Origin of the sequence: Bacillus sp. UNC437CL72CviS29 (assembly GCF_000482345.1) — a bacterium.
GTDB lineage: Bacteria > Bacillota > Bacilli > Bacillales > Bacillaceae_G > Bacillus_A > Bacillus_A arachidis.
The window spans coordinates 47,067-62,242 of record NZ_AXVB01000021.1 but is presented as its reverse complement, the minus strand read 5'-3'; the positions used below and the strand labels follow the sequence as shown (position 1 = coordinate 62,242).

Below are 15,176 nucleotides of genomic sequence, written 5' to 3'. Positions count from 1 at the left end.
CATCTGTTATTACGTTAAATCGCGCTTTAAAAATACAGTATAAGAAATACCTAAAAATACAAGTAAGTAAATTAGAAGCATACAAGACGCAAATGATAATGTTACACCTTGAATGAAACTACCACCCTTTAAGATTCCATATAAATCTGTATTAGCTGGTAATAAAAACTTCATCCATTCGTACCTAGACGCTGGTATTAAAATAATTCCACCAGATAACGCCACGAATAAGGAAATACCAATTGCTCCCCCACTCGATCTCGTTAGAACAGAAATCATAAAAGCAAATGCTGCATACACAAGAGTTGGCAACCATTCTAATACATAATACTTACTCACATCAACAAATATATTTTGCTGAACGATATTACCATTTTGCATGATAAATTCCACCCATGCAGGTTGTTGAAATTTATAAATAATAAACCCGCATAAAAGTGAGAAAACCATATTAAATATAAATAATAATGCAGAGAAAATAACAATTGCAATATACTTCGCTGTTAAAATTTTAAATCGACTTGCCGGGCGAATCATTAAAAATTTATAAGTTCCCCAATTGTACTCATTCGCAAAAATTGTACTTGCATATACAAGAATAAATGGTAATAAAATTGGAAACACAATTAAACCTGTGTCCCTCATAAAAGTTAAAGGTGAATCGCCTGCTGGTGGAGTATTCGTATCTAAATGCTTCATTTTCAACTGATACTCTTTAACAAGCTCATCTCCTGATTTTTGATTCAAAATATCCTGTTTTGTACTCCCAAGTTTTTTTTCAATTTCTGCCGTTCTTTCTGTATAATCTATTTTCCAATCTCCCGATGAAGATGGAAAATATTTAACTGACACCCATCCCAAACCTATAACTAGAATTGTAATAATGGCAAATGGAATAATCGTTCGCTTCCGTTTAAAAATTTTATATATTTCATTGTAAACTAAATTAAACAATATCCTTTCCCCCTGTTAATTCTAAAAACTTCTCTTCCAGCGTTTTTCTTTCTTCATAAACACGATAAATACGAATACCTTGTTCTGTTAATGTACGAATCACATCTGGAATTTCTTCATTTTTCACAATCATAATCAATTCATTATCTTGAATCGTGACATCATGTTTTAAAAGTTCAGCCGCTTGCTTCACATCGTCCACGCGTATATGTATCATATCCATCTCTTCGTTTTCATTACGCTGAATATTTTGGGTTGCCACATATTCTCCGTGCTGAATAATAATAACTCGATCACACATCAATTCAACTTCAGATAATAAATGACTTGAAACAAGGACAGCTTTCCCTTGTTCATGAGCAATTTTCTTTATATACATACGCATTTCGTGAATCCCACTTGGATCCAGTCCATTGGTCGGTTCATCTAAAATGAGTACATCTGGATTATGTACGAGTGCTTGCGCAATTCCTAAACGCTGTCTCATACCAAGCGAATACGCTTTTACTTTACGATTAATAACCTGTCCCATACCTAATAATTGGACTACCTCGTCAATACGCTCTTCAGTAACATTACCATGCATACGTCCAAAATATGTTAAGTTTTCATACCCACTTAAAAAAGGATAAAATTCCGGATTTTCAATTACGGCACCGATTTTCATAGCTGTACCTTCAAACTCTTGTTTTACAGATTGTCCGTCAATCCATACTTCTCCTTCAGTCATACTTATCATACCGACCATCATTCGCATCAATGTTGTTTTTCCGGCACCGTTTGGTCCTAATAAACCAACAACTTCTCCCTTCTTTACTTCAAAGCTTATATTTTCTACTAATGTCTTTGAGCCGATTCGCTTTGTTAGTTGTTCTACTCTCACTATAGATTGTTTATTTACCATCCTATACAACCTTTCTCTCTAACACTTTTTTCAGTTCCTTACACTGTATCATGATTATTTTCTGCTGTAAAACGACGAAAAAGACATGATATCTCATGCCTTTCTCTCCATTTTATATACTTGTTCACATGGAAATTTCCGAATAAACTTATAACATTGCCATATGGATAATAAGATTATAATACTCACTAGCATCGTTACTACCAATAATGCGTATGATGTAATAGGTATGCTATTTATTCCATGAACTCCTGTTAGCTTTATAAAAATCACTGTAAATAACTTCAAAAATAACATTCCGTGAATTAAACCAAAAAGAATCGCTCCTCCATAAATCAAAACCTGCTCCTGAGATAACAAGCAAAAAATCGTTCTTTTTTTCATACCAGCAATTTCATACAACAGTAGTTCCTGTTTCCTATTTTTTAAGAATCTTTTTGTCATTTGGTATGTAACAGCAGTGCATACAAAAAACAACAGTACTTCCCCATAATATAACGTAGCTAGCAAAAACGGTCTATGTTGTATTTTTTCTATTACCGCTTCATTAGATCGGACAGATATAATAAAAAAATATAGCATGGTACTCATTGCTATCCATATAAATTGTTTTAATCTTTGGGCAGCGTAGTTCTGTATATTTTTCCTTGCTAACCGAAATAAAGACATAATTGATTCCCCCACCTTACTTCATAACGTCCAATCTTCTATATTACTAGTGTATAAAAATATGACCTTTTAAACATCGAACTATAATCGGAATATTTACTAGGTCTTAAGTCGCAGAAATGGCCGCTTCTGAAAATAGCTTACCTAATGTCTGCATTTAAAGAAATTAGTAGCCCCATAAAAATAAAATATAATACAAGAACAGTTCTTACTGCTTGGATAAAAACAAATAAAAATCATATATTTTCACTCTCTATGGATGATGAAAGCTCACGCCAACAATTAATTCTAGAAAATGAACATGTCTACCTATTCAGTATTGAAATAAAAAAGGAGATACACCACAATAGTATCTCCTCTTTTAACACATTTGTGCCACCTTACTTATCATTCTCCACTTCTATTCGCTTTTTCTCCCTTGCAATTTTTAAAAACTCTAGCAACTCAGGATTACTATTTGACTTCCGATATGCAACCGACATCTCTGCTACAAAATTAGAATCATATATAGCCTTATATACAACTTCTGTTTTATACAACTTATTCGCAGAAACCGGAATCACTGTTAATCCAATTCCCGCTGCTACAAGCCCCATAACAGTTTGGTACTCTGTTGCTTCCTGTACAATGTGTGGGCTGAATCCAGCGTTCCTACATAAGGATAAAATCGTATCGTATAATGCAGGCCAAACCGGTCTAGTTATGAACACAAATGGCTCATCTTGTAAATCTTCAATATGAATTTCTTCTTTCTCTGCTAGTGGATGCGCTTTTGGTAAACATAATGTACACGAAAGCTTTTGAATGGGTTCTAATTCTAGTAATTGCGTATTAATTGGTGGACGTAAAAATCCAACATCAATTCGATTATCATGAAGCGCATGAACCTGATCTGGTGTCGATAATTCATGCAGTGCAACAGATACTCTCGGGAACTTCTCTCGATACTCCCTAACAATAGACGGTAAAATATCATATATAGCTGCCCCTACAAACCCAATTGAAAGTGATCCAACCTCTCCCCTTTGTGCACTTTGTGCAACTTCTACCGCCTTCTCAATTTGATCAAATGCTTTTTTCACTTCTTTTAAAAACATTTCTCCTGCTTCTGTCAGCTCAACTTTCCGCTTCGTTCTTGAAAATAATGTAACCCCCATCTCTTTCTCTAATTGCTGAATTTGTTGACTTAGCGGTGGCTGTGTCATTTGCAAGCGAGCAGCTGCCCGCCCAAAATGTAACTCTTCTGCCACAACAACAAAATATTGCAAATGCCGTAATTCCATTTGGGATCCTCTTTTCGATTAATATGTATAATAAATTAATAACATATAATTTATATATTAGACAAATATTTCGAAAGGATTTATAGTAGAAATTGTTAATTTTTTTTACAATTTTTATGTAAAAAACGAAAGAGGTGTTACTGTATGAAATGGTGGAAATTAAGCGGACAAACCTTACTCTTATTTTGTTTCGCTTGGACAGGTGAATGGATCGCAAAGCAGGCACGCCTCCCAATTCCAGGAAGTATTATCGGCATTTTCTTATTGTTAATATCATTAAAACTTAACTTGGTGAAAAAAGAATGGATTCAAGATGGAGCAGACTTTTTATTAAAAGAACTTATATTATTTTTTATTCCTTCTGCCGTGGCTGTTATCCGCTACAAAGATACATTATCACAATATGGTATCGATCTCATTTTGATTATCATGATTAGTACCCTTTGTGTAACACTCGTCACTGGAATCTTAACAGAAATGCTATTAAAGCGGAAAGGATCAGCATAATGATCGGCTTTTTTTGTTTACTATTAACACTATTAACATATTGGATTTCTAAGAAACTTTATTGGTGCTGGAATTGGAGTATACTTTCACCACTTCTCGTTTGTCCAATTGTTTTAATTGCGTTATTACTTGGACTCGATACATCTTATGAAACATACAATTCTGGCGGTCAATGGTTAACTGAACTATTAAAACCAGCAACGGTAGCTTTTGCATGGCCAATCTATAAATATTTTGATTTATTAAAAAAACATGCAAGTGCAATTTTAATTAACGTCATTGTTGGTTCATTATTATCTGTTATTACTTCGGCTCTTCTGGCAGATGCTTTTCATATTGATTCATCACTGGAACAAAGCTTAGCACCGCACATTGTCACAACACCGATTGCAATGGCGATCTCAGAAATGATTGGCGGTATGTCACAATTAACAGCTGTATTCGTTGTACTTACAGCACTAACGGGAGCACTGTTAGGTCCTTCTCTTATTCGCATATGTCGCATTAAAACATCCATTGCGAAAGGTATTATGCTAGGTACTAGCGCAAACGGAACTGGTACTTCAAAAGCATTTGAAATCGGACCAGTTGAAGGTACAATTGCAAGTTTATCCATGCTTCTAACAGCTGGGGCAAGTTTAGTCATTGTGCCACTTTGCTTATCTTGGTTACAATAAACCACACGATTCTTTTATTTTATTTATCCCAATTAGTCGGGCTTTGGATAAAGTGAGGACTTACCGCCCACAAATAGTGAGATAAAAATAAATTATTACAAGAAAAAGGATAGAAACTGTAGTATAGCGCTACAGTTTCTATCCTTTTTCTTAATTTTAATTGAAATCTCGATTTAAATTTCTTTCTTATACAGACATAACTATAACTGTGCAATTTTATTAGGAACTAGTAATTTTTCAATACATATTGGTAACATATCCAGTAACGTTTCAAATGCGTAATTTATGTCTAAGCGCTCTGTCCATTGGTGTGCATCTCTTCCTACTGGTCCCATATTTAATACTGGAACATCAAATTTTTCTAATTCCTGAAGCGGAATTGAATAACCTTTATTCCATAATGGCATATTTTCAACAAGTGAGCTCATTGAATCAACTGGGTACTGTAAGCCCACATAGCTTAAATCTGAAATTCCGCCAAAATAATTTTGATTTTTAAAAGTAATTCCATGACTGTAGTGAGCATACCTTTCCATTTCTCCAACTACTTCTTTAATCAAAGAATTGTGGTGTGAGCTCACAGCTGGGTAGTATGGTGGGGCAAAGAAAAGTACAATCATTGGTGCCTTTTCTTTACATAAAATAGCCAATTTATCAACCAAATCAATTGTTACCTCACGATCATCTTTATCTTCTCTATTTTTTATAACAGTAGATTGAATACTATCTATTTTTTCTTGCCCATGTTGTTTAATTGCATAAGCGATAAGTTCTTCATACGTTAATACATTTACTTTAAGATTAGGCGGTATGAACGGATTATACTTAGAAAAACGATATGCTTGCTTCTCATACGACTCTTCAATTTTCTCTGCTACTTTCGTTACCTTTTGATGTAACAATGCAATTACATCCATCATCGTTTTTTCTAGTAAAAACAAATTAAATAATGTAACTGCACGATGAGGAATTTGTACAGAATAATCCTCCTTCAAGTCCCTCTGAAATAAATTAGTGGGCGGGGGACACGCTTCTCCTTCTACAATATCACAAAGTTCCGTATTCAATTCTAATTCAGCTGTTAATAATGAAGCCATATAATTTGCATTTAATCCTGCAAAAGGTTCACCTACATGTGTTTCTTTTCCATAGCAAAGAAAACCAGGCAACACCTTACCAATAGAGCCAGTGTAAATATACTTATTTTGATCACCTGGATATCGAGAAAACATAGGTTCTGAATTTAGGACTGTTTTATATTCTAAGTTATGTTCTTTTGCTAAATCTAATAATCTTGGAACAGCAGCCCTCATCCCTACAGAGTTCACTTCTTCATCTGGAACAGTCAATAAAAGGACATTTCCATCAAATCTTCCTTCACAAGCTTGCTCAACCATCGCCATTTGCAAAGCTAGACCACATTTCATATCCATTGTTCCTCTACCAAATAACCAATCCCCTTGTGCTATATCTTCACGTACATGATCTGGTAATTCATCTTTGTGAGAATAAAACATAGATGTTAATTTTTTAGGATTAAATGCATCTGCTTTCCACACTCCATAATCTTGTACATCTACAACATCAAAATGACTAACAAGAATTACTGTATTTTTTGTACTATTATTTTTCTTTACTAGAGCCGTAACAAAATATCGTCCATCCCCAGTCGGATTTTTTTGCAAATGATGCGGGTTTTGTTTGAAATAGTGTAAGTCAGATAATTGTTCTACAACAAAATCAGGCAATATAACTTCAGCTTCCGAGCCAGTAATACTAGGAATTTCAACAAGATTGCTTAATAATTGAACCAATTGTTCTTTTGATTGCCATTTTGACATATAAATCCCCCTGTTTTCCATATTATGAAATCCATTTCCGCTATATGAATAAAAAATAACGACAGGCTATCAAAATTATTATTCTGATGTTCTGCCGATTTTTATTGATATTTCACTAGCCGCTTGTTTTACCTTACTAATAAGAAATGATAGTCGATCATTATTAATGCGATGACTAATTAACCCAATACTTAATGCTCCTACTACTTTATGATTAAATCCTATAATTGGTGCAGCTACTGAAGCTGTCCCTTCTGTTTTTTCACTATAACTCACAGCATATCCTTCATTTCTTATCTGCTTTAGTTGATTAAAAAGAACTTGCTTTTGTTCTGGTAAAGAAGAAAGTAAATGTTCTACAATGTGTTCCATTTCATTCGTTTTCATATTAGCAAGCATCGTTTTATTTGCGGCGCCAATCGAAAGAGGAATCTGTTCCCCTAAGTTATCGATAACTCGAATTTTTAAAGGACTATCTATTCTTTCAATAATAATAGAATGTGTTCCATTTGGAATATTCAAATAAACACTTTCTTCAACTTCAGCAGCCAAACGCTTCATCACTTCTCTTGCAACAGATCTGTAGTCTACCTTCTCTAATTGACGTAATCCTATTTCCATCCACATTGGTCCAGTTGTGTACTGTTTTGTTTCTGAAATTTGTGTAACTAATCCGTGCTCCATTAGAGAGTTAAGTAACCTATGTACTGTACTAACCGGGAGATGTGTTCTATCAGCTATATCAGTGATAGCCCAATACTCTTTTTCATTTGTAGAATTTAATAACTTAATAATACCTATCGCTCGATCAATGGACTGTACCATAACTCGCCTCAACTTTACTTGTAATATATTAGTAACCTCAATTAACTATCAATTTAGCAAAAATCTAAACTGAAATCAATTAAATTGTCGAATTTTCCAAAAATAAAAATAACAATTTAAAAACGGAAACACATCAATTTTCACCCTATCAATTATGAAATTGAGGAAAACAATGACGCAATTAAGCAATACAAATAATGAACTAAAACGTACTATGAAAAGTAGGCATTTATATGCCTCACTAGCAACTCATAGTCTTCTGGAAAAGATAAAGAAATATCCCCTAATTCAGTAACATTCTTCCAATCAATCTCGTGAATTAATCCGTCTGGATCCTGTATATTCATAAACCCTCCTATTTGTTTCACAAGATAATAATATACATGAACAGGTACACCGTATGTTATACCCTTTTTTTCATATATTTTATTTATAATTTCTACCTGATATCCAGTTTCTTCCCATACTTCTCGAACGCAACACTCCTCTAATGTTTCCCCTTTCTCTTGTCCCCCACTTGGCACTGACCACCTTTTTGGTTCGTCTTTCTTTCCTTGTAATACCATCAAAATTTCATTTTTCTGATTTATACATATAGCTGCTGTCCCAATCCATGTTTTCATTTCCTCTCCCTCCTATTCCTAATATTCTCTTTTCTTTATTCTTCTCCTTTGAAATAGAGGGAAAATTAATTTTTACAACGAAGAACTATAACAACTTCAAAGATAGCTCATTCCTTGAAATTCAGACGAAAGGATGAAAAGATGATTTCTAAATATGTTGTGGAATGTGTCTTTTGTGAAGAAAATCGAAAATCTAGGCGAGCAACTGTCATCGTGTCTGCTACCTCCCATGCGCTTGCCGTTCAAAAAGTGACAGATGAATGCAAACGCCGATTTGGAAAAGCACTTCTATTACAAACAGAAATTACAGAGGAATTAGTTGGAAACAAAAAAGAAAGCTGACCATATGTTGGTCAGCTTTCTTTATCCGATCATATTTTCACATGAAGATTAGGGGCATCCTCTTTAAGGATCGGGATTTCACCATTATGTACGTTCCATAATGGGCATCGAACAATATATTTCTATACAATAAAATATTGAATAGAATAGGGCAAAACTTGTTCGCATTTTTAGAAAAGGGATAGGGATATAATACTAGTAATACGTCGAATACTCGAACGTTACACTCATTATATTATAGCAAATCCTTTTATATGAGAAATATGAATTACTTACATAATTCATACGTAAAACATATTAATAAATTACTATATAGTTTCCTTACTACGGAAAACTATCAGTGCTAATATCGCTCCAATTAATGCAAATGTCATATCCCATTGTGTATCCCAAACATCTCCTTGCGTTCCAAGAAATGCTTCTGCTCCTGTCCCTGTTAATTTTGCAACTGCAAACTCTAACAATTCATATAGTGCACTAAATGCTAAGCAAACTGATATCACAAGTAGTTCTAACCACCCTTTTTTCTGAACCTCAACTACTTTTACAAGTATTTCTTTCGCTATTAAAGCTGGAACAAACCCTTGCATGAAATGCCCAACACGGTCGTAATAATTTCTTTCTAAATCAAATGTATCACGAAAATAGTTGAATAGTGGTACTTCTGCGTATGTATAATGTCCCCCAATGAGCAATATTAACATATGAATAAAAATCCATACATATGTGAACGTTGTAAATCGAAAACGTCGATATGTAATCATTAAAATGAGTACTACAATAAATGCTGGTGCGACTTCTAAACACCATGTAAAAAAATCTTTTGGACATATTCCTGATATAAGTAACGCAATCCAAAAACTTGCACATAACAATTTATGAAGATGAACAGACACACCACTTTCCTCCTCAATATTCTTTATAACTTATTCTATTAATAACATACATCCAGCTAGAATGGGCGTCATAATCATCGAAAATTTCAAAATAATACGAGGTGCATAATTGGTAAACTTCGCTCCTATATATGCTCCAAGCATTGTTCCAATTAAAACTTGTACTAATAATAGATAATCTAAATACCCCTCAGAACTATATCCAAATCCGCCCCCAATGGCAATTGGTAAAATAATAAGCATTGTAGTCCCGACTGACTGTTGAATTGTTAAACCTAACAACACCATTAGTCCTAGTTGAATAAAAGGCGCTGACCCTATCCCAAATGCACCTGCTAATCCTCCAGTTACTAGCCCTAACAAAATACATTTTCTAATGATAGATAATTTCTTTACTATGTTCATAGACAATTTCTTTTGATTTTGAAAAAAAAGTAATCGAATGAACATAAATATTGCTGATAAAAACAACATACCAGCCGTAAACCAATGAAGAAGGTGTGCTGGAATCACTGCACCAAATTTAGAACCAATATATGATCCAACTGCTCCAAATCCCCCAACAATACTACCAATTTTCAATACAACATTTCCTTCTCTATAATGACTCACCACTCCTGAAAATGTTGTAAATGCCATTGCGGTTAATGATGTTGCAAGGGCTACATGAATTGGAACTTGAAATATGAGAGTCAGTACCCCAATAATAAATCCAGCACCGCCTGCTCCAACAAACCCTAATAAAATCCCCATTAAAAACATTGTTATAATAATAGCCACTTTCTTTCCCTCCAGTAGCTCTATTATCTGATATATATCTTTTTTTACGCAAACAAAAAAGCATCCACATAGGACGCTTTTCATTATTTTCCTATATTCATCATATGTACTCAACTAATCTTGATTAATTAAAATGACAGCTGGTCCAGATACCACCACTCCAGCTACTTCAATCTTCTCAAATTCTTTAACTGTAATTGATATAACACCTTTTCGTTCCATTAATTCCTTACTCAGGACTTCAGTCGGTACGTTTTTCACCGTCTTACCTCCTTTTCATTCTTGTTTCCTAGAATCTTTACTTTTCATTGATAATATTTCGTCACGGAACTGGAATCTAAAATTATAAAATTGTTCCAATGCATCTATATATACACTCTCCCTCCTATTTTCATTCCTTAAATTCCATAAAGAATGTATGATTCCTTTTTATAACATATTGAAAAAAAAATAAAAAAGCATCCTGTACGGATGCTTTCATCATTTTGATTCACGTGAAAACTTTGTATACACACCAAAACCTGCAAGCAGTACTCCTAATCCCGCGAACATAGTACCTAGGCCTAAAAAGAATGAACCGAGTGTTTGTAAATCTTCCATATATACATATATCCCCTTCCCAATATCTCTATATTTAACATAATTAATTATACATCATTTGCCATTTTTGTTGTATTTATCTTTCACTCAATTTCTTTCACAATCCTAATCGATAGCAATTAGTCTTTGTGAATCTTATATTCTATTACTCTATCTTTTTCATCAAAATTAACAATTAAACGCTCACTATCAATTCGAATCAAGCCCCGTTCATCTCCTAGATAATAAACAATTTGATTCGTTTTCATAAAACGCTCTGTTTCTGTTGGCTTACCTAACAATTGTAATATTTCTTGCTTTGATTTTCCTACCAATTGATGTTTTTCTAAAAGGTCATCTACTATATACACTCTTTTGTTTTCTTTCTCTATCCATACATCTCTATCGAATTTTGAGTTGTATTCATTTATTCCAAGTTGCATAGCACAACACAAAAATAGGCTCGCCCCAACAACTGTTATAGTTTTGAGATCTCCCTTTTGCTTTTCATTCTTTTTATTTAAAGAAACCTTCCAAATTATCCATTCAATAAACAACAAAATAACAAATGGTAATATTACAATCGATATACTCTCTACACTATAAGTTAAATGACTGATAGCAATTAAAAGAATGAAAGCAAGATATATGAATAAATACACAAAAACATAAAGATATAATATTCCCCACAATAAAGTATTTTTATGTTTCTTCAAGAAAGAACCACCTTCATTTTAAATTTGAACTTTTAACCCCCTCAGAGTTTCATATAATTCATACGTTCAATGACTTCTTTTATATCTTCTAATTCTTTTACCGTATATAATTCTTTTTCTTTTAATTTTTCATTTCTAAAATAAGTAACTAGCTGCTCTCTTCCCTTCAGCCGTGGGAGTGCTTCATTAGAAAGATCAATCACTTCATTCCTATTTCCGTTCGTCTCATTACCGAAATATAAAAGAGGCTTAATTTCTTCTTTAACTTCTTGCTGATAGCTTTCTTTAAGGCAATCATATAAAACAGAGGACGCATGTTTTATTTTATATGCTGGATTTCCTTCATTCTCGACTCTTAAACTCAATGAATTTCCGTCTGATGATCGCTCTGAAACAAAAGTAAACGTCTCTTCCTTTTGATACTTACCAATCTCATCAATCATAAACGAATATACACCGGCATTCTCTTTCGTCACTCCATGTATCAGTCGTCCCTGCCATTCTTTCGTCTCAATAACATAAATTCCAGTCGTACATAATACAAGATGATCAATTCGAGTATAGCCACTTTTATTTTCTGCCTCACTATCGGTATTTAGTACAAATACATTCGGAATAATATAGAGCTCCTCTCCAGTTATAAGGCCTTCCTGAACAAATCCCCGTTTCATATAAGTTAATATTTCATGTGTATTCATTTCTTCGCTATTTTTGGAATACGCTCTTAACTCTGTAACAAGGTTTTGTAGCAAATGAATCTCATTACTATGTTTTTGTTGCATCTCATTACGTTCCTTATTATGCTGCACAGCTAATTGATTTTTCATCATTCTCACATTTTCCAGTTCTCTTGCTGTACTCTCTTTTAAATTGTTATACTTTTTTCGTTCTACACTTTTTAACGTCTCTTGTTTTTCCTCATAAGTAGCTACTGTTGCAGCAATTTCACTTTGGTAGTTTTCTATTGATTGTGTCCTTTCAAACTCCACTTGTTGCTTGTCAGATTCTAACTGTTTATTCTTATAAAACAATACAAATATTCCAACTAGCAATGCTAAAATCACACATATGAATACATATTCCATCTTTTTTCTCCTTTATAGATTAGGTAGATATCACCTAAAATTTTAAAAATATTTTCAATCTATTATACTATGTATTATAATAACGATCTGTAAAATTTGGATAAATTTTGCATACTTTATTTACTATAAAAAGTGAACAAGTTATCTCTCAACTGATTTAAGACCAGAGGAAAACATATGTAGAAAAAAGTCAAGAACTTAAGAAGAATCAATCATAAAAAAGAAGCCCTCGAAACCTCAACATTACAAGGTTTTTCGAAAGCTTCTTTTATTGTAAAGTAAAAACATCCCATCATGTAGGAGATTTTTCATAAACGTTTATTACACTGTACTTAGACCAAAACGTTTACAGTCTTCTTGCCATTACCTCTATCTTTAAAAAAGAATAACAGCACATGATGGCCATCAAACCGTACTTTTTTCGTAATTACGATTTATTTTTCAATATACACAGAACGCACAATTGTACGAGTATAAGCTTTACCTTCTGCGTTAATACCTTTAATATCAATCGTCATATTATATACATCTGATTTTTTTATATGATCCAAAAGGCCTTTAAATGCAGCCTCATCTAACCTTTGCAGCTGGTTCGATTGTAATACTAAATTCCCTTCTCGATCAACAACTCGAACAGTAAAAGAAAGATTCTCTTGTTTTCCTAGTTCTTTAGTAGATTGCTTCAATTGAAATTCAACTTTATCAGCTTTAATTTTCCCTGGCATTTTCAATGTAAACGGCGCTGTTTGTTTATAATCACTAACAACCATATAGGCATCTTTTGTATGTGTGGTCATTAGTTTAACATGCCATTCTCCGGTTTCCATTTGATTAATTTTAAATGTCCGAATGGACGCCCCCTTAAAGTAGGAAGTTTCGTCTCCAACCGTAAACTTACTATCTTTATTCGTATATACTTTGCCCGACGGAGAAATAAGTTGTACTTTCACTTCTGAAGATGCTGTCAACACAGAGACCACACCTTCTGTTTTTGTATCTACCGCAATTGTTTGATCAATCCATTTATTCGGCTCCAGTTCTCCACCTAAAATGCTTTGATTAGATGTAGTATTTAAATTATCAACAAATTCTCTATTATTATTTAAAGTATAAGGAGGAACGAATGTAGCAGTAGAAGTACGTAAATACGATTCAATTCGAGAAAAGACGGCTGAACCTTTTCGAATATTATCATGATCAAATCTAGAATCAGTAAATAAATGTGTTCCATACGGTAATTTTGTACTCCATTCATTCACTAAACCATCATTAGAGCCATACGCAGAAAGATATAACCCACCTAAAGATAGAGCAGAGAAAGCCGGTCCCCAACTTGTACCTGCAACTGTATAATAACGATTTAATTTAGCGTTTGGATTGTTATCTATTACAGAACGAAATTGTGCCATTTCACCTGTTTGTAAAGAATAAGTGCCATCGTCTCTTTGTCCGAGTAATGAAGCCAACCACCCCGCCCACCAACTATAGGATAAGTCTGCTAAATTTGACCCATAATGCGGCGAAGCTAGTGTAATAACATTTCCTACAAAACGATTCGCACCGTATTGAATGAGCGCTGCTTGGGTGTCAATTCCACCTTTACTATGAGCCACAATATTCACTTTTTTACCAAAATGATTATAAATCTCTTCTAGCTTTGCAGCCAATAATTTACCATTATCCCACTGACTTGCAGATCCCTTTCCAGCTGCATCATATAGTTGAACAAACACCGTTTGATATCCCGCACGATACGCATAATCATACATATCGTTTACATCGTGATAAACTGTTTTTCCATACCAACTATCTGCACTTCCATTTCTCCCTTGTACAAAAACAATCGGTGGCCTATTTTCATCATAATTTAAAGGCTTCTCACCTAAAAACCAATCTCCTGGATTAAATGTTTCTTTTGGCGGAAGCACCCCACCATAATTCGGCGTAGTATTTGCTTCAGCGCTTGCAATACTAATAGGAGTAACGAGTAAAATGAATGTAGTAATCAACATCATGCATCTTTTAAACGACGCGTACATAATAACCCCTCCTTTTTTCAGAAAGATGACGCAGAGTTTATAAATTGCTATGCTATTGCAATACCATTACTTCTATAATTCCCAAGACTCCTTTGCTTCTAAAATTTCTAAGGGTCATATTTATTCAATTAATGAGTATGATAGTTTGAACACATCGTCTTATTCTTTATAAACAGTATTCTTCCTATGCATCTTAATTCCTTTCACTCATCAATAGTACAAATGTTTCTCAATAAAAAGCTCACAGATTTTCTTGATAATAATATTAAATTAAGAAAGACAACTGAAAAAAGCAGTTATAATCGGTATGATAGGAACTCTCTCAAAAATTTTATTTAGTTGGAGATAATGTAGCATTCGGTGTATGTATTGAACGAACAGAGTATCACTACGAATTCAGTATGTGGGGCATAACAAAAATTACAGAGATAGAGGCATTTTTAAGAGAATAAAAAA

The 15,176-nt window shown here is 33.6% G+C and carries 16 protein-coding genes and 1 pseudogene; 4 read left to right on the top strand and 13 right to left on the bottom strand.

The genetic code is table 11. The features are described 5' to 3' along the window. Nucleotides 1-9 precede the first annotated feature (9 nt). The 4 genes from M014_RS0116180 to alsR all read right to left on the bottom strand — a co-directional run bounded on the left by M014_RS0116180 (nucleotide 10) and on the right by alsR (nucleotide 3,810). Nucleotides 10-954 carry an ABC transporter permease gene (locus tag M014_RS0116180; protein WP_026592672.1) on the bottom strand — a complete coding sequence of 315 codons (945 nt, stop codon included), beginning with the start codon at nucleotides 952-954 and terminating at the stop codon, nucleotides 10-12. Next, nucleotides 947-1,858: an ABC transporter ATP-binding protein gene (locus M014_RS0116175; protein ID WP_026592671.1), complete on the bottom strand. Its 912-nt coding sequence runs from the start codon at nucleotides 1,856-1,858 to the stop codon at nucleotides 947-949. The genes M014_RS0116180 and M014_RS0116175 overlap by 8 nt, the downstream gene beginning before the upstream one ends. A 93-nt stretch (nucleotides 1,859-1,951) precedes the next feature. Then, the gene (locus tag M014_RS0116165) at nucleotides 1,952-2,527 is read right to left on the bottom strand and encodes an ABC transporter permease (protein WP_026592670.1); all 576 of its coding nucleotides are present in this window, start codon (nucleotides 2,525-2,527) and stop codon (nucleotides 1,952-1,954) included. A gap of 380 nt (nucleotides 2,528-2,907) precedes the next feature. After that, the gene (alsR, locus tag M014_RS0116160) at nucleotides 2,908-3,810 is read right to left on the bottom strand and encodes an acetoin biosynthesis transcriptional regulator AlsR (RefSeq protein ID WP_026592669.1); all 903 of its coding nucleotides are present in this window, start codon (nucleotides 3,808-3,810) and stop codon (nucleotides 2,908-2,910) included. 144 nt (nucleotides 3,811-3,954) lie between these two features. On the opposite strand from alsR, the gene M014_RS0116155 reads away from it, so the two are divergent. Further along, entirely contained in the window at nucleotides 3,955-4,317 is a 363-nt protein-coding gene (locus tag M014_RS0116155; protein WP_026592668.1) for a CidA/LrgA family holin-like protein, read from the top strand. Next, nucleotides 4,317-4,994 (top strand): LrgB family protein, encoded by a 678-nt coding sequence (locus tag M014_RS0116150; protein WP_026592667.1) that lies wholly within the window; start codon nucleotides 4,317-4,319, stop codon nucleotides 4,992-4,994. Before M014_RS0116155 ends, M014_RS0116150 begins: the two co-directional genes overlap by 1 nt. 200 nt (nucleotides 4,995-5,194) lie before the next feature. Here M014_RS0116150 and M014_RS0116145 read toward each other — a convergent pair whose 3' ends face one another. The 3 genes from M014_RS0116145 to M014_RS0116135 all read right to left on the bottom strand — a co-directional run bounded on the left by M014_RS0116145 (nucleotide 5,195) and on the right by M014_RS0116135 (nucleotide 8,283). Beyond that, nucleotides 5,195-6,835, bottom strand: coding sequence for a M20/M25/M40 family metallo-hydrolase (locus tag M014_RS0116145; RefSeq protein WP_026592666.1), 1,641 nt, complete (start codon nucleotides 6,833-6,835; stop codon nucleotides 5,195-5,197). 78 nt (nucleotides 6,836-6,913) lie between these two features. Then, nucleotides 6,914-7,660 (bottom strand): IclR family transcriptional regulator, encoded by a 747-nt coding sequence (locus M014_RS0116140; protein ID WP_026592665.1) that lies wholly within the window; start codon nucleotides 7,658-7,660, stop codon nucleotides 6,914-6,916. A 212-nt stretch (nucleotides 7,661-7,872) separates the two neighbouring features. Beyond that, entirely contained in the window at nucleotides 7,873-8,283 is a 411-nt protein-coding gene (locus tag M014_RS0116135; RefSeq protein WP_026592664.1) for an NUDIX hydrolase, read from the bottom strand. A 141-nt stretch (nucleotides 8,284-8,424) separates the two neighbouring features. On the opposite strand from M014_RS0116135, the gene M014_RS0116130 reads away from it, so the two are divergent. Next, on the top strand, nucleotides 8,425-8,625 hold the full coding sequence (locus tag M014_RS0116130; RefSeq protein WP_026592663.1) for a DUF3903 domain-containing protein: 201 nt from the start codon (nucleotides 8,425-8,427) through the stop codon (nucleotides 8,623-8,625). A gap of 308 nt (nucleotides 8,626-8,933) precedes the next feature. Here the strand turns inward: M014_RS0116130 and M014_RS0116125 are convergent, their stop codons facing one another. The 6 genes from M014_RS0116125 to M014_RS0116095 form a co-directional block, all read right to left on the bottom strand. Next, entirely contained in the window at nucleotides 8,934-9,521 is a 588-nt protein-coding gene (locus M014_RS0116125; protein ID WP_026592662.1) for a DUF2238 domain-containing protein, read from the bottom strand. 30 nt (nucleotides 9,522-9,551) lie between these two features. Further along, nucleotides 9,552-10,301 (bottom strand): sulfite exporter TauE/SafE family protein, encoded by a 750-nt coding sequence (locus tag M014_RS0116120; RefSeq protein WP_026592661.1) that lies wholly within the window; start codon nucleotides 10,299-10,301, stop codon nucleotides 9,552-9,554. Between the two features lie 114 nt (nucleotides 10,302-10,415). Continuing rightward, nucleotides 10,416-10,562 carry a BC1881 family protein gene (locus tag M014_RS29270; protein WP_035415214.1) on the bottom strand — a complete coding sequence of 49 codons (147 nt, stop codon included), beginning with the start codon at nucleotides 10,560-10,562 and terminating at the stop codon, nucleotides 10,416-10,418. 458 nt (nucleotides 10,563-11,020) lie between these two features. Continuing rightward, nucleotides 11,021-11,596, bottom strand: a complete 576-nt coding sequence (gene bamE / locus M014_RS0116105) for an outer membrane protein assembly factor BamE domain-containing protein (protein WP_026592660.1) — start codon at nucleotides 11,594-11,596, stop codon at nucleotides 11,021-11,023. Nucleotides 11,597-11,637: 41 nt separating this feature from the next. After that, nucleotides 11,638-12,681: a nuclease-related domain-containing protein gene (locus tag M014_RS0116100; protein WP_026592659.1), complete on the bottom strand. Its 1,044-nt coding sequence runs from the start codon at nucleotides 12,679-12,681 to the stop codon at nucleotides 11,638-11,640. 434 nt (nucleotides 12,682-13,115) lie between these two features. After that, complete coding sequence (locus tag M014_RS0116095; protein WP_026592658.1) at nucleotides 13,116-14,720, bottom strand: lipase family alpha/beta hydrolase; 1,605 nt, start codon at nucleotides 14,718-14,720, stop codon at nucleotides 13,116-13,118. A 329-nt stretch (nucleotides 14,721-15,049) separates the two neighbouring features. Here M014_RS0116095 and M014_RS30670 point away from each other — a divergent pair. Beyond that, nucleotides 15,050-15,172: pseudogene (locus M014_RS30670) on the top strand (YxiF family protein); the annotation flags it as partial. Nucleotides 15,173-15,176 lie beyond the last annotated feature (4 nt).

Excerpts from the sequence above, each read along its gene's own strand:
- M014_RS0116095 (WP_026592658.1), bottom strand. The coding sequence starts at position 14,720 with ATGTACGCGTCGTTTAAAAGATGCATGATGTTGATTACTACATTCATT.
- M014_RS0116130 (WP_026592663.1), top strand. The coding sequence starts at position 8,425 with ATGATTTCTAAATATGTTGTGGAATGTGTCTTTTGTGAAGAAAATCGA.
- alsR (WP_026592669.1), bottom strand. The coding sequence starts at position 3,810 with ATGGAATTACGGCATTTGCAATATTTTGTTGTTGTGGCAGAAGAGTTA.
- M014_RS0116165 (WP_026592670.1), bottom strand. The coding sequence starts at position 2,527 with ATGTCTTTATTTCGGTTAGCAAGGAAAAATATACAGAACTACGCTGCC.
- M014_RS0116150 (WP_026592667.1), top strand. The coding sequence starts at position 4,317 with ATGATCGGCTTTTTTTGTTTACTATTAACACTATTAACATATTGGATT.
- M014_RS0116135 (WP_026592664.1), bottom strand. The coding sequence starts at position 8,283 with ATGAAAACATGGATTGGGACAGCAGCTATATGTATAAATCAGAAAAAT.
- M014_RS0116145 (WP_026592666.1), bottom strand. The coding sequence starts at position 6,835 with ATGTCAAAATGGCAATCAAAAGAACAATTGGTTCAATTATTAAGCAAT.
- M014_RS0116155 (WP_026592668.1), top strand. The coding sequence starts at position 3,955 with ATGAAATGGTGGAAATTAAGCGGACAAACCTTACTCTTATTTTGTTTC.
- M014_RS0116175 (WP_026592671.1), bottom strand. The coding sequence starts at position 1,858 with ATGGTAAATAAACAATCTATAGTGAGAGTAGAACAACTAACAAAGCGA.
- M014_RS0116140 (WP_026592665.1), bottom strand. The coding sequence starts at position 7,660 with ATGGTACAGTCCATTGATCGAGCGATAGGTATTATTAAGTTATTAAAT.
- M014_RS0116100 (WP_026592659.1), bottom strand. The coding sequence starts at position 12,681 with ATGGAATATGTATTCATATGTGTGATTTTAGCATTGCTAGTTGGAATA.